The organism is Cellulomonas sp. McL0606 (assembly GCF_058248365.1).
Genome location: NZ_CM177779.1, coordinates 1,368,265 through 1,393,417, shown reverse-complemented (window position 1 = coordinate 1,393,417; position 25,153 = coordinate 1,368,265). Strand labels below are relative to the sequence as shown.

Sequence of the window (25,153 nt, the reverse complement as noted above, 5' to 3'; positions counted from 1 at the left end):
GGGGCCGTCGTCGGCGGTCACGGGGCCGTGAAGAAGCCCGCCAGGTGGGCCGTCACCACGCGGTCGCCCGCGACGTTGACGTGCCCGCGTCTCGGCCTGACCAGGAGCTGGCTGTGCGGGATGAGCCGGGCCGTCTCCTCGAAGAGCGACCGCGGGTAGAAACGGTCCCGCCCGCCCCCGACGACCAGCGTCGGTGCCTCGATCGGGGCCGTACAGAGCGTGAGGTCGAACCCGTCCTCCGCCTCGAGCGTCAGTCTCAGGTCGGACGCGGCGCGGGACCCGCCGACCAGCACGGGCGCCAGGATCCAACCGATCGGGCGCGCCAGCGGGGCCAGCACCGGCGGGACGACCGAGCCCGCCATGGCGCGTCCCGCGGCACGGACCGCTCCGTGCCCGAGCAGCCGGGCAATCTCGGCCTGCACGTCCCGCGCACCGGGGCCGAGGCGGCACGCGGTGCTGACCAGTGCCAGCCTGCGCACGAGGTGCGGGTGGTCGGCGGCGAGCACCTGCGCGATGCTGCCGCCCGTGGAGACACCCAGCACGTCCACCGGTGCCCCGAGCTCGGTGAGGGCCGCCGCGTAGCGGGCCGCGAGGGTGGCGAGCGTCAGACCGTCCGGCAGCCCCGGCCAGCGGTCGAGCACGACCAGCCGTCGACGGTCCCCCACGCCACGCAGCGGACTCAGGACGTTGCGCACCTGGCGGTCGCCCGGGACGCCGACGCGCAGCGCCAGGCCGGGCAGCACCACCAGCGGAACCTCACCGGATCCCGCCGAGGCGAACGGGACCCCGGCGAGCGTCCCGCGCTCCACCCGCGGTCTCCCGGGAGCGTCAGCCGTTGAGGACCGCCGCCAGCGAGCGCAGGCGTGAGTTGGTGAAGAGGTCGTCGACGAGCACGACGCGACCCGAGCCGTCGGCAAGGGGCACCTTCCAGTTCGGGTACTCCTGGTCGGTACCGGGCTGGTTCTGAGCGCGTCGCTCGCCGACCGCGTCGGCCAGCGACACGCCGACCAGAACGGCCGGCGTGGCCAGAACGTACCGGTGGAGCGCCTCGATGATCTCGCGCTCGGAGGGGTCGTCGCCCAGCAGGCCGCGCTGGCGCAGCACGCCGAGCATCTGGTCGCGCTCGGCGACAGCGGCCGCCCGCACCACCTCGACCGGCTCCGTCAGCAGCCCGAGCCGCTCGCGGATCGCGACGTGCTCACCGGCGAGGTAGCCGGCGCTGGGGGGCAGGTCGTGCGTGGTGACCGTGGCCAGGACGAGCGGCCGGTAGTGCTCGGGCGGCAGCGGCGCACCGTGCATGTCCCGCTCGAACCAGAGCACGGAGGTGCCCAGGATGCCGCGGTCGGACAGGTAGTCGCGCACCCACGGCTCGACCACGCCGAGGTCCTCGCCGATGACGACCGCCCCCGCGCGGTGCGCCTCGAGCGCCAGGATCCCGACGAGCGCCTCGTGGTCGTACCGCACGTAGGCCCCGTCGCCGGAGTCGGCACCCTCGGGGATCCACCACAGCCGGAACAGCCCGATGACGTGGTCGATGCGGATGGCGCCGGCATGCCGCAGGACCGTGCGCAGCATGTCCCGGTACGGCTTGTACGCGGCACGGGCCAGGGCGTCCGGGCGCCACGGGGGCTGCGACCAGTTCTGGCCCTGCTGGTTGTACATGTCGGGCGGCGCGCCGACCGTCGCGCCGCTCGCGAGCACGTCGCCGAGGGCCCACACGTCGGCCCCTTCGGGGTGCACGCCCACGGCGAGGTCGTGCATGATCCCCAGCGCCATGCCCCCGTCGAGCGCGGCCCGCTGCGCGGCGGCGAGCTGCTCGTCTGCCTGCCACTGCAGCCACATGTGGAACTCGACGCGCTCGCCCAGCTCGCTGCGGGCCTGCGCGACGAACGCCGACGACGGGTCGCGAGCCTCGACCGGCCACTCCTCGTTCTCGTACCGCTCCGCGAGCGCGCACCAGAGCGCGAAGGTCCCGAGGCCGGCGCCCTCCAGCTCGACGTAGCTGTCGAACGCAGCCTGGCGTGCGGCCGAGCGCGGCGCGGCGAACAGGACCTCCAGGGCCGTCCGCTTGGCGGTCCAGGCGGCGTCGCGGTCGATCGGTCCGGAGTCGCGGTCCGTGGCCAGCACGGGCTCGGCGGCCCACTCGACGAGCGTGCGGTCCGCGGCGGACAGGTACCCGGCCTCGCGGACGTCCTCGACCCGGATGTAGATCGGGTTCACGAACCGGCGGGTGGTCGGCAGGTACGGCGACGGCGTCATCGGCACGGTCGGCTCGGCGGCGTGCAGCGGGTTGATGAGCAGGAAGTCGGCGCCGAGCTCCACGCCCGGCGAGCCAGCCGATCTCCGCGAGGTCCGCCAGGTCGCCGACGCCCCAGGAGCTGTTCGAGCGGACCGAGTAGAGCTGCGCCATGAGGCCCCAGGACCGGTGCCGACGGATCGACTCGGGCACGTCCAGGTGCGTCGGGGTCACGACGAGCGGGCTGTGCGCGTCGGCGGACGGCCCGCTGGCGACGATCTCGTGCCAGCCGAGCGGGAGGTCGTCGGGGAGCGTGAACGTGGCCCGGCCCACCAGGCGCCCGTCGACGGTGCGGGGGGCCGCGAGCACGTCCGCCTGGGCGACCTCGCGGCGACCGCCGCCGACCTCGGGGTCCAGCTCGACCCACACCTCGACCGGGTCGCCGTGGCTCACGTGCACCGCGACGTGGGCGTGCCGGCCCTGGCGGACCACCAGCACCGGCGGCAGCACGCGCCGCCACGGCATGTCCTCGACGTGCGCGATCGCCAGGTCGATCCGCTCCGGCGAGGACGCGTCGACGCCGAGCGCACCGAGCACGCCCTGCAGCGTCGCGGTGCTCGCGCGGCGGTTCTGGCCGTGGAAGTCCCAGTGGTCGGGCACCACGCCGTAGGCCGCGGCGAGACGGAGCAGGGCGTCGGACGCAGGTACCGGGTCGTCGGCCACGGACCGATCCTGCCAGAGGGCTGTCGCCGCACGCAGGACGTATGCCGTCCGGGTGCGTCACACGGCCCGGCGGTGGGGACGTCCGACGTAACCTTGCGAACCATGACGGCACCCGCGCTGCGTCCCTACCCGCCGACGCCCCGCCTCGACCTGGTCGAGGACCTGCACGGCCACGCGGTCGCCGACCCGTACCGCTGGCTCGAGGACGAGTCGTCCGACGAGACGCAGGCGTGGTCGACGGCGCAGGACGACCTCTACGAGCGGTACCGCGCCGGGCTGCCGACGGACGGAACCCTGGCCACGCCGGCGCTGACCGCCCGGCTGCGCGAGCTGCTCGGGGCCGGCTTCGTCAGCCCGCCCGCCTGGCGTGGCGACCGACGGTTCTTCTCGCGGCGGTCGGGCGACCAGGAGCACGCCGTGGTCGTGGTGGCCGACGGCGACGACGAGCGCGTCCTGCTGGACCCCATGCAGATCGACCCCGAAGGCACGACGACGCTCGACTCGTGGCAGCCGTCGAAGGAGGGCCACCTCGTCGCCTACCAGGTCTCGACCGGTGGCACCGAGGAGTCGGTCCTGCGGGTGCTCGACGTGACCACCGGCGAGATCGTCGACGGGCCCGTCGACCGCGCCCGCTACTCCCCCGTGGCCTGGCTGCCTGGTGGGGAGGCGTTCTACTACGTGCGTCGCCTGGCCCCGGACGCCCTGCCCGCCGACGAGGTCCAGTACCACCGGCGCGTCTGGCTGCACCGCCTGGGCACGCCGGCCGAGCAGGACGTCGAGGTGTTCGGCGACGGGCTCGACCACACGAACTACTACGGCGTCTCCGTGTCGCGCGACGGTCGGTGGCTGATCGTCTCGGCGTCCGCCGGCACCGCGCCGCGCACCGACGTGTGGATCGCCGACCTCGAGGCCACGCCCCGCGACCACCCCGCGTTCGTCGAGGTGGCCGTCGGGCTCGACGCCGAGACCGGTGCGTGGGTGGCCCGCGACGGGCGGCTCTACGTGCACACGAACCTCGACGCGCCCCGCGGCCGCCTCGCCGTGACCGACCCGACGACACCCGGCGTCGAGCACTGGACCACGCTGCTGGCGCAGGACCCGACGGCGGTGCTGGAGGACGTGTCGTTCGCCGACGACGGCGGTGACGACCGGACGCCGACGGCCCTGTTCGCCTCCTGGCGTCGGCACGCCGTCTCCGAGGTGACCGCGCACGACCCGCAGACCGGCGAGAGCTCTGGGAGAGCGTCCCGCTGCCGGGCCTGGGCTCGATCTCGGGCCTCGTGACGCGACCCGAGGGCGGGCAGGACGTCTGGTTCTCGTACACCGACCACACCAGCCCGTCGAGCGTCCACCACCTCGACGCGGCCACGCGGCGCACGACGCTGTGGGCCGCTCCCCCGGGTCTCGTCGCCGACCTGCCCGACGTCCGCGCGCAGCAGATCGACGTGGTCAGCAAGGACGGCACGGTGGTGCGCGCGTTCGTCGTCGCCCTCGCCGACTCCCTCGACGCGACCGGCGCGCCGACCAGGCCCGCCCCGACGATCCTCTACGGCTACGGGGGCTTCCAGATCTCGCTCGACCCGGCGTACTCGGCGTCGACTCTCGCGTGGGTCGAGGCGGGTGGCGTGTACGTCGTCGCCAACCTGCGCGGCGGCGGCGAGGAGGGTGAGCAGTGGCACCGCGACGGCATGCGGGGCAACAAGCAGAACGTGTACGACGACTTCCACGCGGTCGGTGAGCACCTCGTCGCGAACGGCTGGACGACGCCCGACCTGCTGGCCTGCTGGGGCGGCTCGAACGGCGGCCTGCTGGTCGGCGCGGCCGTCACCCAGCGGCCCGACCTGTTCGCCGCCGCGGTCTGCTCGGCGCCGCTGCTCGACATGGTCCGCTACCAGCTGTTCGGGCTCGGCGTCACGTGGACCGAGGAGTACGGCGACGCGGACCACCCGACGGAAGCTCGGCTGGCTGCTCGGCTACTCGCCGTACCACAGCGTGGTCGACGGCACGGACTACCCCGCCACGCTGTTCACGGTGTTCGAGGGCGACACCCGCGTCGACCCCCTGCACGCGCGCAAGCTCGCGGCGGCCCTGCAGGCGGCGACGATCGGTGATCCGGCCACGCATCCGATCCTCGTGCGGCGCGAGACCGGGGTCGGGCACGGCGGCCGGTCGTTGTCGCGCACCATCGGGCTGTCCGTCGAGCAGCTGCAGTTCGCGGGCGACCGCACGGGCCTGTGGAGCCGCGCGTGATCCCGGCCGCGGACCCCAGCCCGAGCCCCGTCTCGATCCTGGATCCCAACAAGGCTCCGCAGACCCTCGGCGAGTGGTTCGTCGGCATCCCGCTGCGCATCATCCTCATCGTCGCCATCAGCTCCATCGCGCTCTGGCTCATCCGGCGGTCGATCCGAGGGATCACCAACCGGGTGGCCGACGGGACGCCATGGCTCGAGCGCGGCGTCCTCAAGCCGCTCGGCGAATCCGCCGTCGGCGCGGTGCTCGACAAGGCCAACCCGCTGGCCAACGCGCGCCGCGCCCAGCGGGCCCGGACGATCGGCTCGGTGCTGCGCTCGACGGCCACGATCGTCGTCGGCGGCACCGCGTTCTTCATGATCCTCGACACCCTGGGCATCAGCCTCGCGCCGTTCATCGCCTCGGTCGGCGTGATCGGCGTCGCCCTCGGTTTCGGCGCGCAGAGCCTGGTGAAGGACTTCCTCACCGGCCTGTTCATGCTGCTGGAGGACCAGTACGGCGTCGGTGACGTGATCGACGTGGGACCCGCGAACGGCACCGTCGAGGCGGTCACGCTGCGGATCACCAAGATCCGCGACGCCGACGGCACGCTCTGGTACGTGCCCAACGGGACGATGTTGCGGGTGGGCAACAAGACGCAGGGCTGGGCGACGGCCGTGGTCGAGATCGACGTCGACTACTTCGCGGACCTCGACCAGGTCCGGTCGTTGCTGGCAGAGGCGGCCGCCCGCGTCGCGGCGGACCCGGTGACCGGGTCGCACATCCTGGGCGAGCCGACGATCACCGGGATCGAGAAGCTCAGCGCAGACGCCGTCACGCTGCGCCTCAAGGTCAAGACGTCGCCGGCCCAGCAGTGGGAGGTCGCGCGCGAGCTGCGCGTCGCCGCCCGCCGGGTGCTCGAGCAGGCGCACGTGCCGCTGGCCGGCCAGCGGGACCTGATGGCGACGCACGAGGCACACGTGGCCTCGCAGCAACGGGACCCCCACGACACGCCACTGGACGACATCGCGCACGCTCACGAGGCACGGGAGGCGCCGGCGACGTCGTCGTCGGACGACTGAGCCTCAGGCCCAGTCGAGCAGCGGGTCGCCCGCGCGCACGCTCGTGCCCTCGGGCACCAGGACGGTCAGCGCAGCGGGGTCGGCCTGGAGCGCGACGACCGGGCAGATGGTCGCGAGCTCGGCTGCGTGCACGTCCACGGGCGACCACGTGATCAGGTGGTCGCCGGCGCGCACCGTCTGACCGCCCTCGACGTGCAGCGTGAAGCCGGCGCCGGCGAGGCCGACGGTGTCGATGCCGAGGTGGACGAGGATCGTGCGCCCCTCGCTCAGCTCGAGCGCGAACGCGTGCGGGTGCAGCGCGCCGATCACGCCGTCCGCGGGGGCGACGACGGTCTGGGTCTGGGTGCGCAGCGGCTCGATGGCGAGACCGGGACCGACCATCCCCTCGGCGAACACCGGGTCGGGGACGGCGGTGACGGGAAGCACGACGCCCGTCAGGGGGCTGACGAGGCGCAGGGTGGCCACGGTCGGGACGTCGCGACCGGCGTCAGCGCAGGGAGTCGAGCTCGGCGGCGAGGTTGTCGGCCTCCGGGCCGACGATCACCTGCACGATGTGACCCGAGCGCACGACGCCGAACGCTCCGCTGGCCTTGAGGGCGGCCTCGTCGACCAGGTGGGCGTCGGTCACCTCCACGCGCAGGCGGGTGATGCAGGGCTCGAGGTCCACGACGTTCGAGTCCCCACCCAGCGCTGCGAGGATCTGCTCTGCCTTGCTCATGGAACTCCTCGCTCGCGGGCGCGTTCGTGGTTCGCGGTTGCGGACGCGCGCGACGCCAAGACTAACGCTGCGCACGGTCGGCCACGGCCGAAAGACCCTGGACGGCGCGGCCGAGTGGCGTTCAGGGTCGTCAAAGGCCCACACTGCGACAGGACGACGAGGAGGTCACGCCGGTGAGTGCCGTGCATGCCGAACACCCCACGGTCATCACCGGTATCGGGGTGAGTCCTGGGCGCGTGGTCGCGCCGGCGGTGCTCATGCCCGACCCGGTCGCCGAACCGCCGTCCGGCCGTCGCCTCCCGCCGGGGACCGACTACGCCGCCGAGGCCACGCGCATCGGTCGGGCCTCCGAGGTCGTCCGAGCCGCGCTCGACGCCGCCGCCGACCTGGCCGAGGGCGACAGCGCGGACCTGCTGCGCGCGACGGCGGCCATCGCGGCCGACCCCAGCCTGGTCGAGGACGCCGAGCAGCGGGTGATCGCCGACCGGCTGGTGCCCGAGCGCGCGGTCTGGGAGGCCGCCGAGGCGGTCGCCGAGCAGTTCGAGGCGCTCGGCGGCTACTTCGCGGAGCGGACCCAGGACATCGCCGACGTCCGCGACCGGCTCGTCGCGCACCTGACCGGCCGCCCCGCTCCCGGCGTGCCGGCGCACGAGGAACCGTTCGTGCTGGTCGCGGCCGACCTCGCTCCGGCGATCGTCGCGACCCTCGACACGGCTCGTGTGCTCGCGATCGTCACGGGCACCGGCGGACCCACCTCGCACACCGCGATCCTGGCCCGCGCCCGCGGCATCCCGACGGTCGTCGCCGCCCGCGGTGCCGAGGCCGTGGTGCACGCCGAGGGGCTCGTGCTCGTCGACGGCTCCGCCGGGACCGTGACGGTCGACCCCACCGAGGAGCAGGTCCGCGCCGCGCGGGCGCTCGGCGACCAGGCCCGCACGTTCGACGGGCACGGCCGGACCTCCGACGGGCACGCCGTCGCGCTGCTGGCCAACGTCGGCGACCCGTCCGACGCCGAACCCGCCGCGGCCGCGGGCGCCGAGGGCGTCGGCCTGTTCCGCACCGAGTTCGGGTTCCTCGGCCGCCAGGAGGCGCCGACGATCGACGAGCAGGTGGTCGCCTACCGCCGCGTGCTGGCGGCGTTCCCCGGTCGCAAGGTGGTGATCCGCACCCTCGACGCGGGCGCCGACAAGCCGCTGCCGTTCCTCACCGACGAGCCCGAGGTCAACCCCGCGCTCGGCGTGCGGGGCCTGCGCACGGCGGTCCGGCACCCCGAGGTGCTCCAGGACCAGCTCACCGCGATCGCCCGGGCCGCGGACGAGGAGCACGCCGACGTCTGGGTCATGGCGCCGATGGTGTCCACCGTCGACGAGGCCGAGCAGTTCGTCGCCTCGTGCGCCAAGCACGGGCTCGACGTGGCCGGCGTGATGATCGAGGTGCCGTCTGCCGCCCTGCTGTCCGGCCCGATCCTGGCGCACGCGGCCTTCGCGAGCATCGGCACCAACGACCTCACGCAGTACACGATGGCCGCCGACCGGCTGCTGGGCGCGGTCGCCGAGCTGTCGGACCCGTGGCAGCCCGCGGTCCTGCACCTCGTCGCCGCGGCGTGCGCCGGCGGCGCGCAGCAGGGCCGGCCGGTCGGCGTCTGCGGTGAGGCCGCGGCCAGCCCTGCGCTCGCCGTCGTGCTCGTCGGGCTCGGGGTGTCGTCCCTGTCGATGACGCCACGCGCGCTGCCCGACGTCGCCGCCCTGCTCGCCGCCACGTCGTTCGACGAGTGCCGACGGCTCGCGCAGCTCGCGCTCGCCGCCTCCAGCGCCGCCGACGCACGCTCGATCGTGCGGGCGGCGCTGCCCGTCCTGGAGGACCTGGGCCTCTGAGCAGCGTGTGAGGATGGTCGCCGTGAGACCCGACTCCTTCTATGCCGCGGTGGGCGGGCACGACACGTTCGTCCGGCTGGTCGACGAGTTCTACCGAGGCGTGGCCGCCGACCCCGTGCTGCGGCCGATGTACCCCGAGGAGGACCTGGGACCCGCACGCGAGCGGCTGACCATGTTCCTCGAGCAGTACTGGGGTGGTCCGACCACCTACTCCGACCAGCGCGGGCACCCCCGCCTGCGGATGCGGCACGCGCCGTTCAAGGTGAACCCGGACGCCCGTGACCGCTGGCTCCTGCACATGCGCGCCGCCGTGGACTCCCTCGATCTCGCACCCCTGCACAAGGCCGAGCTCTGGGACTACCTCGAGCGTGCCGCGCACTCGATGCTCAACACCTTCGAGGACTGATGACGACCGACCCGATGAGGCCCGTCCTCGACATCCTGCGGCTCCAGCAGACCGACCCGGACCTCTTCGTCGGGTCCTCGCTGCCCCAGCCGAGCGGGCGCGTGTTCGGCGGTCAGGTGCTCGCGCAGGCGCTGCTCGCGGCCGGCGCGACCGTTCCGGAGGGCCGGCTGCCCCACTCGTTGCACGGCTACTTCCTGCGCGCCGGCGACGTGACCGAGCCGATCACGTACGACGTCGAGCGTCTGCGCGACGGACGGTCCTTCACGGCCCGTCGGACGCACGCGCTGCAAGGTGGCACCGCCATCCTGTCGATGATCACGTCCTTCCAGGAGGCGCAGGGCGGCATCGACTACGCCGACCCCATGCCGACCGACGTCCCGCCCCCGGAGGACGTGCCGTCCGCGCTCGACGTGCTCGGCGGGATCGACCATCCCGTGGCGAAGTTCTGGACGCAGGAGGCCGCCTTCGACGTGCGGCACGTCGACGGGCAGCTCTATCTCGGCCCCGCCGCCGACGTCAGCGGGCAGCAGTCGGTGTGGTTCCGCTCGCGCGGCCCGCTGCCCGACGACCAGCTGCTGCACCGGGCCCTGCTCGCGTACGCGTGCGACCAGGTGATGCTCGAACCGATCCTGCGCCGGTCCGGGAAGTCGTGGGTGACGCGCGGGCTGTCGATCGCGTCCCTCGACCATGCGATGTGGTGGCACCGGGACGTACGGGTCGACGACTGGCTGTTGTACGTGCAGTCGTCGCCGAGCGCGCAGGGCGGGCGGGGGCTCGGGGCCGCCCGCGTGTTCCAGCGCGACGGCACCCTCGTGGCGTCCGTGGCGCAGGAGGGCATGGTCCGCTTCCCCGACTGAACGCGCGGGGTCCGCTCTGTCGGGCGACACTTCCCGGATGGTCCGCCTGCGCCGCGTCCGCATCGACGCCCCCGGCTGGTCGCGGCGTCGTGCCGGCCGCGGCTTCCTCTACCTGGACCTCGCACGCGGCCGGATCACGGACGCGGAGTCGCTGGACCGGATCCGTGCGCTCGCCATCCCGCCCGCGTGGCGGGAGGTGTGGATCAGCCCGTGGCCGCACGGGCACATCCAGGCGGCCGGTCTCGACGACGCCGAGCGGCGGCAGTACCTCTACCACCAGCAGTGGCGCGTCCGTCGCGACCGGCTGAAGCACGATCGCGTGCTGGAGATCGCGGCCCGGCTCCCCGCCGCCCGTCGACGCGTTCGCCACGACCTGCGCCTCGATGGGATGCCGCGGGAGAAGGTGCTCGCGCTCGCGTTCCGGCTGCTCGACCTGGCGTACCTGCGGGTGGGCGGCGAGGGCTATGCGGTGCGGCACGGGTCGTACGGGCTGGCGACCCTGCTCCGGTCGCACGTCACCGTGCACGCCGACGACCGCATCCACCTGCACTTCCCGGCCAAGTCCGGCCAGCTGCGGGACACCGTCGTCGACGACGAGGACGTCGCGACCGTCATCCGGTCGCTCAAGCGACGCTCGGACGACGGCGAGGAGCTGTTGGCGTGGCGCGAGGCGGACGCCTGGCACGACGTCACGAGCGCGGACGTGGGCGCCTACGTCAAGGAGCTGCTCGGGCCGGACGCGACCCCGAAGGACTTCCGGACCTGGCACGCGACCGTGCTCGCCGCGCGTGGGCTCGCCGCGGCCGGGCCGCCCCCGGCGTCGGAGCGAGCGCGTCGCACGGTGGTCACCGCGGTCGTCCGCGACGTCGCCGACGAGCTGGGCAACACACCCGCCGTGTGCCGCGCCTCGTACATCGACCCGCGCGTCATCGACCTGTGGGACCACGGTCGCTCGATCCCGCCCACCCGGTCGCAGGCCGCCGCGGAGCGCGAGACGCTGGCGCTGCTCGCCTGAGCGCCCCCTCAGCCATCCCGCGTGCGGTGTGCTCCCGCCGACCGCAGACTGCGTTGATGACCCCGGACGACCTGCTGCCCGCCCCGGTCGCCGACACGCTCGGCGGCCTGGTCCCGGGCCTCGGCCGCGACGGTCGGCCCCGGCCCGACGCACCGCTCGTGGCCGTCACCGGAGTGACCGGCTACGTGGGCGGGCGACTCGTCCCCGAGCTGCTCGCGGCCGGCTACCGGGTGCGCGCCGTCGCGCGCAACCCCGACCGGCTGCGCGGACGCCCCTGGTACGACCAGGTCGAGCTCGCCCGGGCGGACGCGTCGGACCTCGACCAGATCCGCGCGGCGCTGGCCGGGACCGAGGTCGCGTACTACCTGATCCACTCGCTCGGTTCGGGCCGCAGCTTCGAGTCGACCGACCGCCGGACCGCCCTGACCTTCGCGCAGGCCGCCCGCGAGGCCGGCCTCCGCCGGGTCGTCTACCTCGGGGGTCTCTACCCGCAGGGCGAGGACCTCTCCCCCATCTCGCCTCGCGCACCGAGGTGGGCGAGATCCTGCTCGCCTCCGGGGTGCCCACGACCGTGCTGCGGGCCGCCGTCATCCTCGGGTCCGGCTCGGCGTCGTTCGAGATGATGCGCTACCTGACCGAGCGGTTGCCCGCCATGACGGTCCCGCGGTGGGTGGCCAACCGGATCCAGCCCATCGCGATCCGCGACGTGCTGCGCTACCTGGTCGGCTCGGCGGCGATGCCCGCGGACGTCAGCCGGGGTTTCGACATCGGCGGCCCGGACGTGCTGACCTACCGCCAGATGATGCAGGGCTACGCCGCCGCGGCCGGGCTGCGGCCGCGGCTCATCGTCGGGGTGAAGGTCCTCAGCCCCAGGCTCTCGAGCCTCTGGGTGTCGCTGGTGACGCCCGTGCCGTCCGGGCTCGCGCGGCCGCTGGTCGAGTCGCTCGTGCACGAGGTGATCTGCGACGAGCACGACATCGCCGCTCTCGTCCCCGACCCGGTCGACGGGTTGATCGGCTTCGACCGGGCCGTCCGGCTGGCGCTGCGACGCGTGCAGGACGCCGCCGTCGCGACCCGGTGGTCGTCGGCGGCCGTGCCCGGCGCGCCGAGCGACCCGCTGCCGAGCGACCCCGACTGGGCCGGCGGCTCCCTGTACGTCGACGAACGCCGGATCACCGTCGACGCGTCGCCGGCCGCGCTGTGGCGGGTTCTGGAGGCCGTCGGGGGCGAGCGCGGCTGGTACTCGTGGGGCCTCGCCTGGCGGGTCCGTGGCCTCGCGGACCGGCTGGTCGGCGGGCCCGGACTGCGGCGGGGGCGTCGCGACCCGATGAACCTGCTCGTCGACGACGCGGTCGACTTCTGGCGGGTCGAGGCGATCGACGAGGGCCGGCTGCTGCGCCTGCGCGCCGAGATGCGGGTCCCCGGGCTGGCGTGGCTGGAGCTGCGGGTGGAGGACGAGTCCCCGACGGTGTTCTCCCAGCGTGCGCTGTTCCATCCCAGAGGCCTGCTCGGGCAGCTCTACTGGTGGTCCGTCTACCCGTTCCACGGCATCGTGTTCGGCGGGATGCAACGCAACATCGCGCGCGCAGCGAACGCTGCGGAGCGAGCACGCATCCGGTCCTAGCGACGCCGCCGGATCGCCACCGGCTCCTCGACGTACGGCTCCCACGCAGCCCGTTCAGCGGGTCCGATCCGCACCGGCGCACCCGTCGCGGTGCTCACCAGGACGACCGTCGTCGCCGCACGCGCGTAGACCACCGGCTGCTCACCGTCGATCAGCGGGTCGCGCATCTCGTAGCAGACGTCGAGGCTCGCGCCGCCCAGGTGGCCCAGCCACATCTCGACGATCACCGGGGTGCGGCGGTAAGCAGCGGCCGCAGGTACTCGATCTCCTGCCGGGCCACGAGCGTGGACATCTGCGCGGTCGGGCCGGCGTCCAGCACGGCGGTGGGCCAGGGCGTCGCGTCGCCGGCCGGTGCCCGCCAGAACGCCGTGATCCGCGCCTCCTCCAGCAGGGTGAGCATGGAGGCGTTGTTCACGTGCTGGTAGGCGTCGAGGTCGGACCAGCGGAGCAGGACGGGAACCTCGAGACGCGCCATGCAGACGATCCTACGAGCGCGAGCCCGCCCGACACGTGCGGTCGGACGGGCTCGTGCGCACGCCGTGCTCAGTCGCGACGAAGCTTGCGGTACGTGACGCGGTGCGGGCGGGCCGCGTCGGCGCCCAGCCGCTCGATCTTGTTCTCCTCGTAGGAGGCGAAGTTGCCCTCGAACCAGTACCAGCTCGCCGGGTTCTCCTCCGTGCCCTCGTAGGCCAGGATGTGCGTCGCGACCCGGTCGAGGAACCACCTGTCGTGGGAGACCACGACCGCGCAGCCGGGGAACTCGAGCAGCGCGTTCTCCAGAGACCCGAGCGTCTCGACGTCGAGGTCGTTGGTGGGCTCGTCGAGCAGGAGGAGGTTGCCGCCCTGCTTGAGCGTGAGCGCGAGGTTGAGGCGGTTGCGCTCGCCACCCGAGAGCACACCGGCGGGCTTCTGCTGGTCGGGGCCCTTGAACCCGAACGCGGCGACGTAGGCACGCGAGGGCATCTCGACGTTGCCGACCTTGAGGAAGTCGAGCCCGTCGGAGACCACCTCGAACAGGGTCTTCTTCGGGTCGATGCCGCCGCGCGACTGGTCGACGTAGGAGATGTTGACCGTCTCGCCGACCTTGAGGTCACCGGCGTCGAGCGGCTCGAGCCCGACGATCGTCTTGAACAGCGTGGTCTTGCCGACGCCGTTCGGCCCGATCACGCCGACGATGCCGTTGCGCGGCAGCGTGAAGCTCAGGCCGTCGATGAGCATGCGCCCGTCGAAGCCCTTCTGCAGGCTGTTGGCCTCGAGGACGATGGCACCCAGACGCGGGCCCGGCGGGATCTGGATCTCCTCGAAGTCCAGCTTCCTGGTGCGGTCCGCCTCGGCAGCCATCTCCTCGTAGCGCGCGAGGCGCGACTTCGACTTGGTCTGGCGGCCCTTGGCGTTGGACCGGACCCACTCCAGCTCCTCCTTGAGGCGCTTGGCGAGCTTGAGGTCCTTCTTGCCCTGGATGGCCAGACGTTCGCCCTTCTTCTCCAGGTACGTGGAGTAGTTGCCCTCGTAGGGGTACAGGCGGCCTCGGTCGACCTCGCAGATCCATTCCGCGACGTGGTCCAGGAAGTACCGGTCGTGGGTGACCGCGAGGATGGCGCCGGGGTAGTCCTTCAGGTGCGCCTCCAGCCAGAGCACGCTCTCCGCGTCGAGGTGGTTGGTGGGCTCGTCGAGCAGGAGCAGGTCGGGCTTCTCCAGGAGGAGCTTGCACAGGGCCACGCGGCGGCGCTCACCACCGGACAGCACCGTGACGTCCGCATCCGGGGGCGGGCAGCGCAGCGCGTCCATCGCCTGGTCGAGCTGGGCGTCGAGGTCCCAGGCGTCGGCCGCGTCGATGGCCTCCTGCAGCACGCCCATCTCGGCCAGCAGGGCGTCGAAGTCGGCGTCGGGCTCGCCCATCAGGACGGAGATCTCGTTGTACCGGTCGAGCTTGCCCTTGATCTCGGCGACGCCCTCCTCGACGTTGCCCAGGACCGTCTTGGCCTCGTTCAGCGGCGGCTCCTGCTGGAGGATGCCGACCGTGTAGCCGGGGCTGAGCCGGGCCTCGCCGTTGGACGGCTGGTCGAGGCCGGCCATGATCTTGAGGATCGTCGACTTGCCCGCGCCGTTCGGTCCGACGACGCCGATCTTGGCGCCGGGAAGGAAGTTCAGGGTGACGTCGTCGAGGATGACCTTGTCGCCGTGCGCCTTGCGCGTCTTGTACATGGAGTAGATGAACTCAGCCACTGGCTCTTCGTCCGCCTCGGTGCTCGTGGAGGTGCCCTCACGCGAGGGGGCACTCTTGACCCGGCACCCGCGACGCGATCGGCCGCGCGCTGCCCGTGAGCAGTACCCGCGCGGTTCCGACCTGCGTCGTCGGGTTGCCGGTGCCCCAGCCTAGGCGATCAGAGCACGCCGACCAGTGCGGGAGCGGCCTCGTCGTCGGCCAGGTCCTCCCCCACGTGCTCGGCCGGGACCAGGAACTGGGCGCTCTCCTCGTCGGCCAGCCCTGAAGACCGCTGACGTCGGCCGGCTCCGTGGCGGAGCCGTCCGCGCCCACGGTGCCGGCGACGCGGTCCGCACCGGCCGCCGTGCTCATCGTCCGCGCGAAGTGGCTGCTGCCGAACGCGAGGTCGTGGCCCAGCGAGGCCGCCTCGAGGACGAGCGACGTGCGCGGGCCCTGCTCCGAGATCCACTCCTCGGTGGACAGCCGGCCCTGCACGATCACCGGGTCCCCCTTGCGCAGCGACCGCGCCACGTTGACGGCGGTGGTGCGCCACACCTTGACGTTGAACCACTCCGTCTGGCCGTCCTTCCAGGCGCCGGTCTGCTTGTCGAACCAGCGGCGGGTGCTGCCCAGCCGGAACGTGCTGAACGGGGTGCCCCCGTCGTTCTCGTGGAAGTTGCGCACCTCCGTGCCGATCCAGCCGACGACGGTCAGGTCCAGGGACTGCGTGCTCATCGATGCCTCCAGTGCCGTGCGCCCCGGCGGGTGCGGGGCTCGTGCGGCCAGCCTCGGCTCGTCGGGAGAGCCGTAGGGCCCGGAACCCGGATCGGTGCGGCCCGCCGCGCGGATCGGGGGCTGGGGGCGGCTCAGCCGCGCGCGGACGCGACGAAGCTCACGGACCGTGCGGTGCTCGGCGAGCACCTGATCCGTCGGTACCGCCAGCCGCGCCCTGGCGACGCTCTCCAATGCGGCGCGCCCGTCGCGCAGCACGCGTTCCGAGCGTCTCCGGGCGGCGTTCGACCGCGCCGCCCGGCTGCCGACGAAGGCCGCGACCGCGCCCACGAGAGCGACACCGGCGACGACGGGCGTCCAGGTGTTCGACTGCCCATTTCCGAGCGCCGACCCGCCCGCGACCGACGCGAGCACCAGGGCGGCGGCGGCCAGGACGACGGCCACGACCAGCAGCCCGACGGCGGCCGCGGAACGCCTCACGGCGAGGCTCAGCCCGGAGATCGCGTCGCCGACCGCGATCCGCAGCTCGGTGGTCGAGGCGATCCGCGAGCCGACGTCCCGCGCCCACCGCTGGGGAAGCCCCTGCGTGGCGCCCTCGAGCCACAGGCTGCGGGCCAGCGCGACACCGTCCTCCTGCACGGCTCCGAAGCCTTGCGTCGCCGAGGTCCCGCCGCGGACCGCGGTCGCGACCGACCCGGCCACCGCGGACAGTCCGACCGAGCGTGCGAGCGTGTCGACGGTCTCCGCCAACGAGGGTGCGGCCGGCTCGCGTGCGGCGACGTGCTTGTCCAGGGCCGTCACGGCGTCGTTCAGCTCGGCACCCGCGTGCCGGGCGGCCAGGGACTGCGAGGCGACGACGCCGGCCAGCGCGGTGCGCAGCCCCCGCACCCCCTCGCCGGTGGTCGCGGACGCCGACGTCACCGGGACGCCGGTGAGGCCGTCGTCGACGAGCAGCCGCTCGAGGTCCGAGACGAGCGAGGCGCGCACGGCGGGCGAGACGGTGTCGATCTGGTTGAGCACGACGACCATCGACGACTCGTGGCCCACCAGCTGGCGCAGGTAGCCGCTGTGCAGCGCGTCGTCGGCGTACTTCTGCGGGTCGACCACCCACGTCAGCAGGTCGGCCTGCGGTACCAACCGGTCGACCACCTTGCGGTGCTCGGGCGCGATCGAGTCGTGGTCGGGCAGGTCGAGGAGCACGAGCCCCCGCAGAGACGCCTCCGACTCCCCGTCGAGCAGGCTCTCGCGCGCGATCCGCCGCTCCGGGACGACGCCGAGCCAGTCCAGCAGCGCGTCCGCGCCGTTGCCCCAGACGCATGCCGTGATCTCCGACGTCGTCGGACGACGCACCCCGACATCGGCGAACTGCAGACCGCTGATCGCGTTGAACAGGCTCGACTTGCCGGAGCCCGTCCCGCCGACCAGGGCGACGACGGTGTGGTCGACGCCCAGCGCGAGCCGGGCACGGACGCCGTCGATCGTCGACGAGACGCGCGCGGCCACCTTGGGCGCGATCCGTCCGTCGGCGACGGCGAGCGCGCGGTCGAGGGCGTCGACGCGCCCGGCGAGGAGCGTGGTCTCGTCTGTGGTCACGTCAGTCCCTTGAGGACGGCGAGCCGCAGCCGCAGGCGCGACGCGGCGTCGTCGGCGAGGTCGGGGTCGGCAAGGACCTCCCCGACGGCCGAGCGCTCGAGCGCGACCTGGGCGCCCACGCGCGCGACGAGGTCGGCCCGCAGATCGTCCGCGGCCTGCCCGCCCGACTCGTCGATCAGTGTCACGAGCAGGTCGCGCGCCTCCTCGACGCCCGCGGCCGCGGCGAGCGCGATCGCAGCGAGCCCGTCGTCCCCGAGCGCTCGCTCGGCCTTGCGGCGACGACGCGCCCGCCGGGAGGCGTCGGACGAGGGCGTGACCGACAGCGCGGCCCGGACGACCCGCACACCCTGCGCGGTCCACGCGCGGGCGGCCTGGTCGGCGGCCGACCGGCGACTGCTCCCAGTCGCCCAGGACGCCTCGACCGAGGGGCCGCCAGCGGGGCCGTCGGGAGCGACGAGCGCCGCACGCAGCGACCGCTCGGCCTGCGCGCCGGCCGCGGTCAGGGTGGCCGTCGCCGAGTGTGCGAGGTCGTCGACCAGGGGCGCGATCCGCGCCGACCTCGACCGCCCGTCGCGCGCCGAGCCGCGGACGCGGCCCTTGGCGGCGACCACGCGGTCCAGCGGACCTCGGGCGGCGGTCAGCTCCGACCACCGCGCACGCACCGCGCCGTCGGCCACCGCCCCCGCGGCGATCCCGTCGGCGCCCTGCCCGACGCAGACCGCGACCGCGTCGTCCAGCACAGCGCCGATCGCCGCTGCCGCGTCGGCCTGCCCCTGCACCGCCTCGGCGAGCTCGTCGACCCACGGCCGCAGCGCGGCGAGCGACCCGCGCAACGTGCGCCCGATGACCGTGCGGGCCTTGTCCGGCCCGGCGAGCATGGCGAGCCAACGCTGGATCGGCGCGACGGACGACGCGGGCAGCAGCCCCTCGTGCGGCCCGAGGTCGGGCACGACGAAGAGCGGAGAGCCCTGCAACCCGTTCTCGCGCAGGCGCCCCAGCAGGTCACCGCGGACGGTCGGCAGCGAGTTCGGCGGGACCCGGTTGAGCACCATCGCGACGGAGGCGCCCCGCTCGACGGCGCCCTGCAGCACCCGCCACGGCAGCGCGTCCCCGTACCGGGCGGCGGTCGTCACGAACAGCCACAGGTCCGCCGCCTCGAGCAGCCGGTGCGCCGACTCGCGGTTGGACTCGAGCACCGAGTCGAGGTCGGGGGCGTCCAGGAGCGCGATCCCGCGGACCATGTGCTCGTCGGCGACGACGGTCACCGACTCGAGCACCGGGTGGTGCGACAGCAGCTCGGTGTCGAGCGGGTGGTGCACCAGGACAGGGCGCCGCGTCGTCGGCCGCAGCACGCCCGCCGTGCTGACCTCGGCCCCCACCAGCGAGTTCACGATCGTCGACTTGCCCGCCCCGGTCGACCCCGACACCACGACGACCGCGGGTGCCGAGAGCTCGGTGAGCCGCGGGACGAGGTGCTCGCCGAGCTGGTCGACCAGCCGGTCCCGCGACGCGCGAGCCTCCTGGATCCCCGGGATCTCCAGCGGGAACCCGGTCTTCTCGACGTCGCGCCGCAGGTCCTTGACCGCGTCCAGCAACGACGTCTGCGCGAGCGGCCGGGCGAGGATGTCGCGCGGGTCGTCCGCGACGTGGCGCGACGAGCCGACCAGCGGCTGCCCGTACTGCGCGGGCTGCACTGGAGCCGTGCCGGGCTGCGCGCTCACGCGACCATTGTCCCGGTGCGATCTGACCTGGCAAAACGCCACGCGGTTCCGGATCCGGGCGGTTCACCCGGCGGTGTCACGCGGCCCACCACGTGCACGCCGACGATCAGGCGATGAGATGCGCAGTCCCTCTCCCCTCCGATGGACACGGAGGCAGCTGAGAGCGTCCGCACCAAGGTCATGTGGATCACGGCGCAGGTCCTCGCGTACCGGACCCGAAACGCTGGCGTCGTGGATCCGGAGCGATCAGATGAGGTGCGGGATCGCGGATCTTCCGGGCACCGGCAGCAGTATCTTTGCTGGTACGGAGTCCGTCGGAGCCGCCCCCTTTGTGACGGGTGAAGGAGTCCCTCGACAGAGGGGCTGACGAGTACGCGACCTCAGACACCGAGCGCACTTCACCATCCCCTTGGCGGCTGGGTCGTTCACGACCCATGCACTCCCCCGAGGGAAGACGTCATCATGCACATCCTTCGCCTGGACCCCAGCCTCGGCAACGTACCTCCCCTGGGGTTTCTTCTCGATATCCGTCCCCAATGCCATCGTCATCGCGGTGGCGGTGGTGTTGTTCATCCTCGCGATCGCGCTCCCGTTCCCCCGGACCGCCACAAGTCGGGATCGGGCAAATGAGCAGCGAGCCCGTCCAGGAGGAGCCGGCGGCCAGCTGGATCGGCAGGCTGCGCAACACCCTCGAACGCGACCTCCCCTACGAGAAGCTGCTCCCCGAGACTCAGCCGGCCTACGTCGCGTCGTGGATCTACGTGTTCGGGGTGCTGACCCTCGCGGCCCTGGTCACGATCGTCGCCTCCGGGACGGTCCTGGCGTTCCAGGGGCCGTCCTGGTACCACGTGTCCAGCACCGGGCTGTTCGTCAACAGCCTGCACTTCTGGTCCGTCCAGCTGTTCTTCCTCTTCATGGTGGTCCACCTGCTCGGGAAGTTCTGGATGGCGGCCTGGAGGGGCAACCGGGCGACGACGTGGATCACCGGGATGCTCGCGCTGGTGCTCTCGATCGGTGCGGCGCTGACCGGATACGTGGTCCAGACGAACTTCGACTCGCAATGGATCGCGTTCGAGGCCAAGGACGGCCTCAACGCCGTCGGGATCGGCGCGTGGTTCAACGTCGCCAACCTCGGTCAGAACCTCCTGATGCACGTCTTCCTGCTGCCGGCGATCCTGGCTGTGCTGGTCGTCGTCCACGTCGTGCTCGTCCGGATGCACGGCGTCGTCCCGCCGATCGACGCCGCCGAGCTCGAGGCCGCAGGCGGGGCGGAGCACTCACCGACCGGGCCCGCGGAGGTGCTCTGATGTCCGCCCCGACACGCCAGCAGCGGCTCGAGCGCGAGCACTGGTCGGGCCCGGTCCGGCGCTACGACATCCTCAAGGAGGGCACGATCGCGCTCAGCGTCGTCGCCGTCCTCGTCGTCGCGCTCGCAGCGATCTTCAGCTCCCCCGACGACCCACCGCTCACGCTCCAGAACTGGGCGACGTCGGCACCCGCCGACCTCTACGCGGTCACGGTCGCCGAGCTCGCCGGCACGTCCGACTCCGCCACCTACGGCCCGCCGTACAACCAGGGCGGCGACGGGGTGGCTCTGGGTCCGCTGAAGCCGCAGAGATGGGCCGGCGTGCACCAGCCGGTCGATCCGCCGAACGACTTCGTGGTGAAGCCGCTGGAGACCCAGCAGCAACCGGCGGACGTCGCAGACGCACTGAGCACGTGGACGTCAGCGACTCCCGACCAGCAGGTCGCGTGGGCAACCGCGTACGACACCGCGCTGAACGACCCGGCTGGGGCGGACGGCGACGCCTCCCAGGTGCCCGATGGCGACTACGGGCCGGTTCCGACGATGGCCGCCGGGCTCGTCGCGATGGCCGGATCGGGTGCGCTCGACGGGATCCTGCCGGCGCCGGGGCAGTTCTACAGCACCGACAACACCAAGCAGATCCTCTTCCTCGGTGACGGCGGATACCTGGACGACGCGGCCACTGCGGCCCATCTGCAGGGAAACGAGTGGGGCATGATGAACGAGACCGGTTCCTTCCCGGGGCAGGAATGGCTCCAGCCGTTCTCGTTCTGGTACCAGCTCTCGACCTTCAACAGCGACGCGACGACCGGGCCGGCCGCCACTCTGACGGCGAACGCAGACATCTACATCTTCGCCATCATCGCCGTGATGATGCTGGTCCTGATCCTGCTCCCGTTCATCCCAGGCGTGCGGTCGATCCCCCGATGGATCCCGCTGCACAGGCTCATCTGGCGGGACTACTACGCACGGGGGCGGCCAGCGGCCACGAAGCCGACGGAGCCGTAGGTTCCGAGACCTCACGGGTCACGGATCTGGACCCGAGGACGCGGACGACCTACAGGTCGACGTTCGCGCCCATGATCACGGTTCGCTCCGGCGGAAGGTGGAAGACCTCCGTGCGGCTCGCGGCGTTGCGCGCCAGCCAGACGAACAGCCGTGGGCGCCAGTTCCGCCGATGGGACTTGCCGGCTGCGTGCACGTCGAGGAGGGACAGGAAGTAGTGCGCGTCGTCGACGTCCAGCATGAGCTCTCGGGGCTCTGGGTGGCCGCCAGCGCCAGCCCGCGCGGGATGTCCTGGCTGTCGTTGAAGCCGACGCGTACGCAGATGTGCACGATGCCGTCGTTGTCGAAGCCGAGGTCGTCGACGGAGACACGGTCGACGTGCCTGATGTGCGGGACGTTCTCGTTGATGATCTGCACGATGACGACATGCTCGTGCAGCACGCGGTTGAACGCGACGTGCGAGCGCAGCGCCAACGGAGTCGTCAGCTTGTTCGCGTGGGGGAACACGGCCAGCCCGGGCACTCGCGGTATGCGATTGCGCTCGATCATCGCGATGAACTCGTCGAGCGGCCCCTCGAGCTCGTTGCGCCGGGCGACGAGGCGCTCCGAACCGGCGCGCCAGGTCGTCATGATGGTCACGACGATCGCCGCGATGAGCAGCGGCAGCCAGCCACCGCTGACGATCTTGGTGAGGTTGGCCGCGAAGAAGACGACCTCCAGGCCGACGACGACGACGCCGTACGCGACGATCTTCCACATCGCCCAGTGCCACACCCGCTTGGCGAGCAGGAGGAAGAGCAGGCTGGTGAGCAGGAGCGTGCCGGTGACGGCCAGGCCGTAGGCGGTGGCAAGCCGGCTGGAGCTGCGGAACACGGCGATGAGCACGAGGACGCCGAAGAACAGGATCCAGTTGACGGCCGACACGTAGATCTGCCCGCCCTCGTGGCGTGAGGTCTGGCGCACCGCCAGCCTCGGGAACAGACCGAGACGGACGGCCTGCCGGGACACCGAGTACGCCCCGGAGATGACGGCCTGAGAGGCGATGACCGTCGCCAGCGTCGCCAGCGCGACGAGCGGAAGCGTCGCCCAGACGGGCGCGAGGTGGAAGAAGGGGTTGTCGATCGTGCGGGGGTCGTCCAGGATCATCGCCCCCTGCCCGAGGTAGTTCAGAGTCAGGGCCGGGAACACGACGGCGAACCACACCGTCCGGATCGGCGTCACCCCGAAGTGACCCATGTCGGCGTAGAGCGCCTCCGCGCCGGTGATCGTCAGCACGACCGCGCCCATGGCGATGAACGACGTGAACGGGTGCTCGACCACGAACGCGACGGCGTAGGTGGGCGACAGAGCGCGCAGGATCGCCGGGTGCTCGGCGATGTGCGGCACGCCCAGGACCGCCAGGACGACGAACCACAGCGCCATCACCGGTCCGAACGCCCGTCCGACCGCCTCGGTGCCGCGTCGCTGGACGACGAACAGCAGCGTCAGGACCGCTACGGCGGCAGGCAGCACGAACCGCGCCAACGACGGGTCGACGACGACGACGCCCTCGATCGACGACATCACCGAGATCGCCGGCGTGATCACGCTGTCGCCGTAGAACAGCGCCGCACCGAGCATGCCCAACACCATCGCGACCGCGAGCCGCCGCCGGTCCTTGAGCTTCTCGAACAGCAGCGCGACCAGCGCGAGGATGCCGCCCTCGCCGTCGTTGTCGGCCCGCATGACCAGCGCCACGTAGTTCACCGACACGATGACCGCGATGGACCAGAACACCATCGAGATCACGCCGTAGACGTCGACAGACGTCGGAAGGATGTCGTTGTGGTCGATGCTGAAGACCGTCTGCAGCGAGTACAGCGGGCTGGTGCCGATGTCCCCGAACACGATCCCCAGGGCGCCCAGCGCCAACATGGACCGCGTGCCGTGCCTCGCCCCGGGGCCCTCCCTGACGCTCATGCGCGCCGCCGCCTCCGCGGAGGCCGCCCGTCGCTCCGCGCCGCTCGGCACCTGGCTGCTCGTCACCGGGGCATCGTGACACGCCCCCGGCACGGCCGGGGAACAGGTCGGGCCAGCGAGACCATCAGCACGCCGACATCGACGCACTCCGGTCGCGGTAGCCCGCCGGGGACCCCACGGTCGGCGAGCTCACCGACCACGGCCGCGGGTCTGCCGGAGCGGGACGTCGAGATGTGGTGGCGGTCCGCTCAGGGCTGGTCGACAGGGTCGGGGTGGCGCTCGAAGCACGGTTGCGTGCGGAGCCCGCATCATGGGCGCGAAGCACACCATTCGACCGGGCCGCAGGGCGATACCCTGTCGGCCGGGGTTCCCCCGAACCTTTTCCCCCGGGAAGTTCGGTTGGTACCCCGCAAGTCCCGCCCCCGTAGCCTCAATGGATAGAGCAACGGCCTTCTAATCCGTAGGTTGCAGGTTCGAGTCCTGCCGGGGGCGCCGCTGCACAGGGCTGTGGACGGCCAGCACGGAGATCCGGCGGCCCGCCGGTCCGTCAGTCACCAGGTAGGTCGCGGTCAGCCGGCCGATCTCGCTGCCGTCGTTCCGTTGACGAGAGAACGTCCCCCGGTAGAGCGCGGACGCGCCGTTCAGGACGACGACCTCGGACTCGAGGATCTCGGTCCGGTCGTAGCCGGCCGCCCGCATCCCGTCGATCTGCGGCTGCAGGGCCGCGACGACCTGCTCGTCGCTGGTCAGCGCGACGAACTCGTCGTCGACGGTCAGGAGCAACGGGACGCCGTAGTGAGTGAGCAACGACGCGGTCTCGCTCTCGCCCCGGCCGCATGCCGCGAAGTCGTCGAGGTAGGCATCGAACCACCGGGCCACATCGTCCATGCCGTCGGATGCTATCGCCGCGCGCTGCGACCTAGGGCGCCGCCACCGGCAGGGGGCCGCGGTCTCACGTCCACGGGCGGAGCTTGTCGGGGTTGCGGACGGCCCAGATGTTGGTGATGCGATCCCCCGCGACCCGGAACGCGAACACCGTCACGGTCACGCCGTCGACCTGCGCGATCAGGCCGGGCTGGCCGTTGACCATGCGCTCGACCAGCTCCACACCCGGTGCGACGCGGGCGATCTCCACCTGGGCGCGCGCGATGTTCTCGCCGCCCAGGATCGGCTCCACGACGGTCGGCGCTCGGCCGCCGCCGTCGGCGACGAAGATCGCGGACGGGTCGAGCAGGCCGATGAGCGCGGCGACGTCGCGCGCGTCCCACGCCTGCTTGAACTCGCGGACGAGCGTCGCCTGCGCGGCAGGCGGGCCGGCCGGCGCCGCACGCAGGCGTCGGCGGGCCGACGACGCCAGCTGCCGGGAGGCCGCCGAGGATCGGCCGACGATCTGCGCGATCTCGTCGAACGAGTAGCCGAAGACGTCGTGCAGGATGAACGCGACGCGCTCGGCGGGCGTCATCGACTCGAGGACCACCAGGAACGCCATGCCGACCGACTCGTCGAGCGTGACGCGGTCGGCCGGGTCGTCCCCGGGGACGTCGGGGAGCGGCTCCGGGATCCACTCGCCGACGTAGGTCTCGCGCCGGACGCGCGCCGAGCCCAGCAGGTTCAGGCAGAGGCGGCTGGTCACCGTGGTGAGCCAGGCGCCGGGCGACACGATCGCGGCCTGGTCCGCCGTGGACAGGGCGAACCAGCGGGCGTACGCCTCCTGGACCACGTCCTCGGAGTCGGCCAGCGAGCCGAGCAGCCGGTAGGACACGTTGAGCAGCTGCCGGCGTTCACGCAGGATGTTCATACCCCTCCGACACCGCAGCGCACCGAAACGTCAGGCCTCACATTCTGGTGGCCTGGGTTGTCGAACTCC

18 protein-coding genes, 1 tRNA gene and 4 pseudogenes are annotated in these 25,153 nt (G+C 72.6%); 11 read left to right on the top strand and 12 right to left on the bottom strand.

Annotation, left to right across the window (positions count from 1 at the left end; all coding sequences use genetic code 11):
• Positions 1 to 17: 17 nt before the first annotated feature.
• Together AC38ZX_RS07080 and malQ are read right to left on the bottom strand one after the other, a co-directional pair.
• Positions 18 to 809: an alpha/beta fold hydrolase gene (locus AC38ZX_RS07080; RefSeq protein ID WP_426595140.1), complete on the bottom strand. Its 792-nt coding sequence runs from the start codon at positions 807 to 809 to the stop codon at positions 18 to 20.
• 19 nt (positions 810 to 828) lie between these two features.
• Positions 829 to 2,959 (bottom strand): annotated as a pseudogene (malQ, locus tag AC38ZX_RS07075) (4-alpha-glucanotransferase).
• 102 nt (positions 2,960 to 3,061) lie between these two features.
• Between malQ and AC38ZX_RS07070 the strand changes: the two are divergent.
• The 3 genes from AC38ZX_RS07070 to AC38ZX_RS07060 all read left to right on the top strand — a co-directional run bounded on the left by AC38ZX_RS07070 (position 3,062) and on the right by AC38ZX_RS07060 (position 6,270).
• Positions 3,062 to 4,243, top strand: coding sequence for a prolyl oligopeptidase family protein (locus AC38ZX_RS07070; protein WP_491296825.1), 1,182 nt, complete (start codon positions 3,062 to 3,064; stop codon positions 4,241 to 4,243).
• Positions 4,240 to 5,070 carry a prolyl oligopeptidase family serine peptidase gene (locus AC38ZX_RS07065; protein ID WP_491296824.1) on the top strand — a complete coding sequence of 277 codons (831 nt, stop codon included), beginning with the start codon at positions 4,240 to 4,242 and terminating at the stop codon, positions 5,068 to 5,070. The genes AC38ZX_RS07070 and AC38ZX_RS07065 overlap by 4 nt, the downstream gene beginning before the upstream one ends.
• A 135-nt stretch (positions 5,071 to 5,205) precedes the next feature.
• Positions 5,206 to 6,270: a mechanosensitive ion channel family protein gene (locus AC38ZX_RS07060; protein ID WP_426595137.1), complete on the top strand. Its 1,065-nt coding sequence runs from the start codon at positions 5,206 to 5,208 to the stop codon at positions 6,268 to 6,270.
• Positions 6,271 to 6,273: 3 nt separating this feature from the next.
• On the opposite strand, the gene AC38ZX_RS07055 is transcribed toward AC38ZX_RS07060, so the two are convergent.
• Positions 6,274 to 6,735: a PTS sugar transporter subunit IIA gene (locus AC38ZX_RS07055; protein ID WP_426595136.1), complete on the bottom strand. Its 462-nt coding sequence runs from the start codon at positions 6,733 to 6,735 to the stop codon at positions 6,274 to 6,276.
• Between the two features lie 22 nt (positions 6,736 to 6,757).
• Positions 6,758 to 6,988, bottom strand: a complete 231-nt coding sequence (locus AC38ZX_RS07050) for a PTS sugar transporter subunit IIB (protein ID WP_491296823.1) — start codon at positions 6,986 to 6,988, stop codon at positions 6,758 to 6,760.
• A gap of 257 nt (positions 6,989 to 7,245) precedes the next feature.
• Here AC38ZX_RS07050 and ptsP point away from each other — a divergent pair, with 257 nt between their 5' ends.
• The 5 genes and pseudogenes from ptsP (at position 7,246) to AC38ZX_RS07025 (ending at position 12,764) form a co-directional block, all read left to right on the top strand.
• Positions 7,246 to 8,862 carry a phosphoenolpyruvate--protein phosphotransferase gene (gene ptsP, locus AC38ZX_RS07045; RefSeq protein ID WP_426595891.1) on the top strand — a complete coding sequence of 539 codons (1,617 nt, stop codon included), beginning with the start codon at positions 7,246 to 7,248 and terminating at the stop codon, positions 8,860 to 8,862.
• 22 nt (positions 8,863 to 8,884) lie between these two features.
• Positions 8,885 to 9,268, top strand: coding sequence for a globin (locus AC38ZX_RS07040; protein WP_426595135.1), 384 nt, complete (start codon positions 8,885 to 8,887; stop codon positions 9,266 to 9,268).
• Positions 9,268 to 10,125 carry an acyl-CoA thioesterase gene (locus AC38ZX_RS07035; RefSeq protein ID WP_426595134.1) on the top strand — a complete coding sequence of 286 codons (858 nt, stop codon included), beginning with the start codon at positions 9,268 to 9,270 and terminating at the stop codon, positions 10,123 to 10,125. Before AC38ZX_RS07040 ends, AC38ZX_RS07035 begins: the two co-directional genes overlap by 1 nt.
• Before the next feature lie 37 nt (positions 10,126 to 10,162).
• Positions 10,163 to 11,140: a DNA topoisomerase IB gene (locus tag AC38ZX_RS07030; RefSeq protein ID WP_491296822.1), complete on the top strand. Its 978-nt coding sequence runs from the start codon at positions 10,163 to 10,165 to the stop codon at positions 11,138 to 11,140.
• Positions 11,141 to 11,196: 56 nt separating this feature from the next.
• Positions 11,197 to 12,764, top strand: a pseudogene (locus AC38ZX_RS07025) (SDR family oxidoreductase).
• Here the strand turns inward: AC38ZX_RS07025 and AC38ZX_RS07020 are convergent.
• From AC38ZX_RS07020 to AC38ZX_RS07005, 4 genes and pseudogenes are all read right to left on the bottom strand, one after another.
• Positions 12,761 to 13,239, bottom strand: a pseudogene (locus AC38ZX_RS07020) (acyl-CoA thioesterase). The pseudogenes AC38ZX_RS07025 and AC38ZX_RS07020 overlap by 4 nt on opposite strands.
• Before the next feature lie 68 nt (positions 13,240 to 13,307).
• Positions 13,308 to 14,990: an energy-dependent translational throttle protein EttA gene (ettA, locus tag AC38ZX_RS07015; protein WP_426595130.1), complete on the bottom strand. Its 1,683-nt coding sequence runs from the start codon at positions 14,988 to 14,990 to the stop codon at positions 13,308 to 13,310.
• Between the two features lie 37 nt (positions 14,991 to 15,027).
• Entirely contained in the window at positions 15,028 to 17,295 is a 2,268-nt protein-coding gene (locus AC38ZX_RS07010; RefSeq protein ID WP_491296821.1) for a single-stranded DNA-binding protein, read from the bottom strand.
• A complete protein-coding gene (locus AC38ZX_RS07005; RefSeq protein ID WP_491296820.1) occupies positions 17,292 to 19,016 on the bottom strand; it encodes a GTPase in 1,725 nt (574 codons plus the stop codon). The genes AC38ZX_RS07010 and AC38ZX_RS07005 overlap by 4 nt, the downstream gene beginning before the upstream one ends.
• 626 nt (positions 19,017 to 19,642) lie before the next feature.
• Here AC38ZX_RS07005 and AC38ZX_RS07000 point away from each other — a divergent pair.
• Together AC38ZX_RS07000 and AC38ZX_RS06995 are read left to right on the top strand one after the other, a co-directional pair.
• Positions 19,643 to 20,323, top strand: coding sequence for a cytochrome b N-terminal domain-containing protein (locus tag AC38ZX_RS07000; protein WP_491296819.1), 681 nt, complete (start codon positions 19,643 to 19,645; stop codon positions 20,321 to 20,323).
• Positions 20,323 to 21,330: a hypothetical protein gene (locus AC38ZX_RS06995; RefSeq protein ID WP_491296818.1), complete on the top strand. Its 1,008-nt coding sequence runs from the start codon at positions 20,323 to 20,325 to the stop codon at positions 21,328 to 21,330. Before AC38ZX_RS07000 ends, AC38ZX_RS06995 begins: the two co-directional genes overlap by 1 nt.
• A 49-nt stretch (positions 21,331 to 21,379) precedes the next feature.
• On the opposite strand, the gene AC38ZX_RS06990 is transcribed toward AC38ZX_RS06995, so the two are convergent.
• Complete coding sequence (locus tag AC38ZX_RS06990; protein WP_491296817.1) at positions 21,380 to 21,568, bottom strand: KUP/HAK/KT family potassium transporter; 189 nt, start codon at positions 21,566 to 21,568, stop codon at positions 21,380 to 21,382.
• Between the two features lie 83 nt (positions 21,569 to 21,651).
• Positions 21,652 to 23,241: pseudogene (locus tag AC38ZX_RS06985) on the bottom strand (potassium transporter Kup); the annotation flags it as partial.
• Between the two features lie 463 nt (positions 23,242 to 23,704).
• Here AC38ZX_RS06985 and AC38ZX_RS06980 point away from each other — a divergent pair.
• Positions 23,705 to 23,778: transfer RNA gene (locus AC38ZX_RS06980), tRNA-Arg, on the top strand.
• On the opposite strand, the gene AC38ZX_RS06975 is transcribed toward AC38ZX_RS06980, so the two are convergent.
• A complete protein-coding gene (locus tag AC38ZX_RS06975) occupies positions 23,740 to 24,174 on the bottom strand; it encodes a DUF6841 family protein (protein ID WP_426595890.1) in 435 nt (144 codons plus the stop codon). The two genes, AC38ZX_RS06980 and AC38ZX_RS06975, sit on opposite strands and share 39 nt — an antisense overlap.
• Before the next feature lie 64 nt (positions 24,175 to 24,238).
• Positions 24,239 to 25,084 (bottom strand): RNA polymerase sigma factor SigJ, encoded by an 846-nt coding sequence (gene sigJ, locus AC38ZX_RS06970; RefSeq protein WP_491296815.1) that lies wholly within the window; start codon positions 25,082 to 25,084, stop codon positions 24,239 to 24,241.
• Between the last annotated feature and the right edge of the window lie 69 nt (positions 25,085 to 25,153).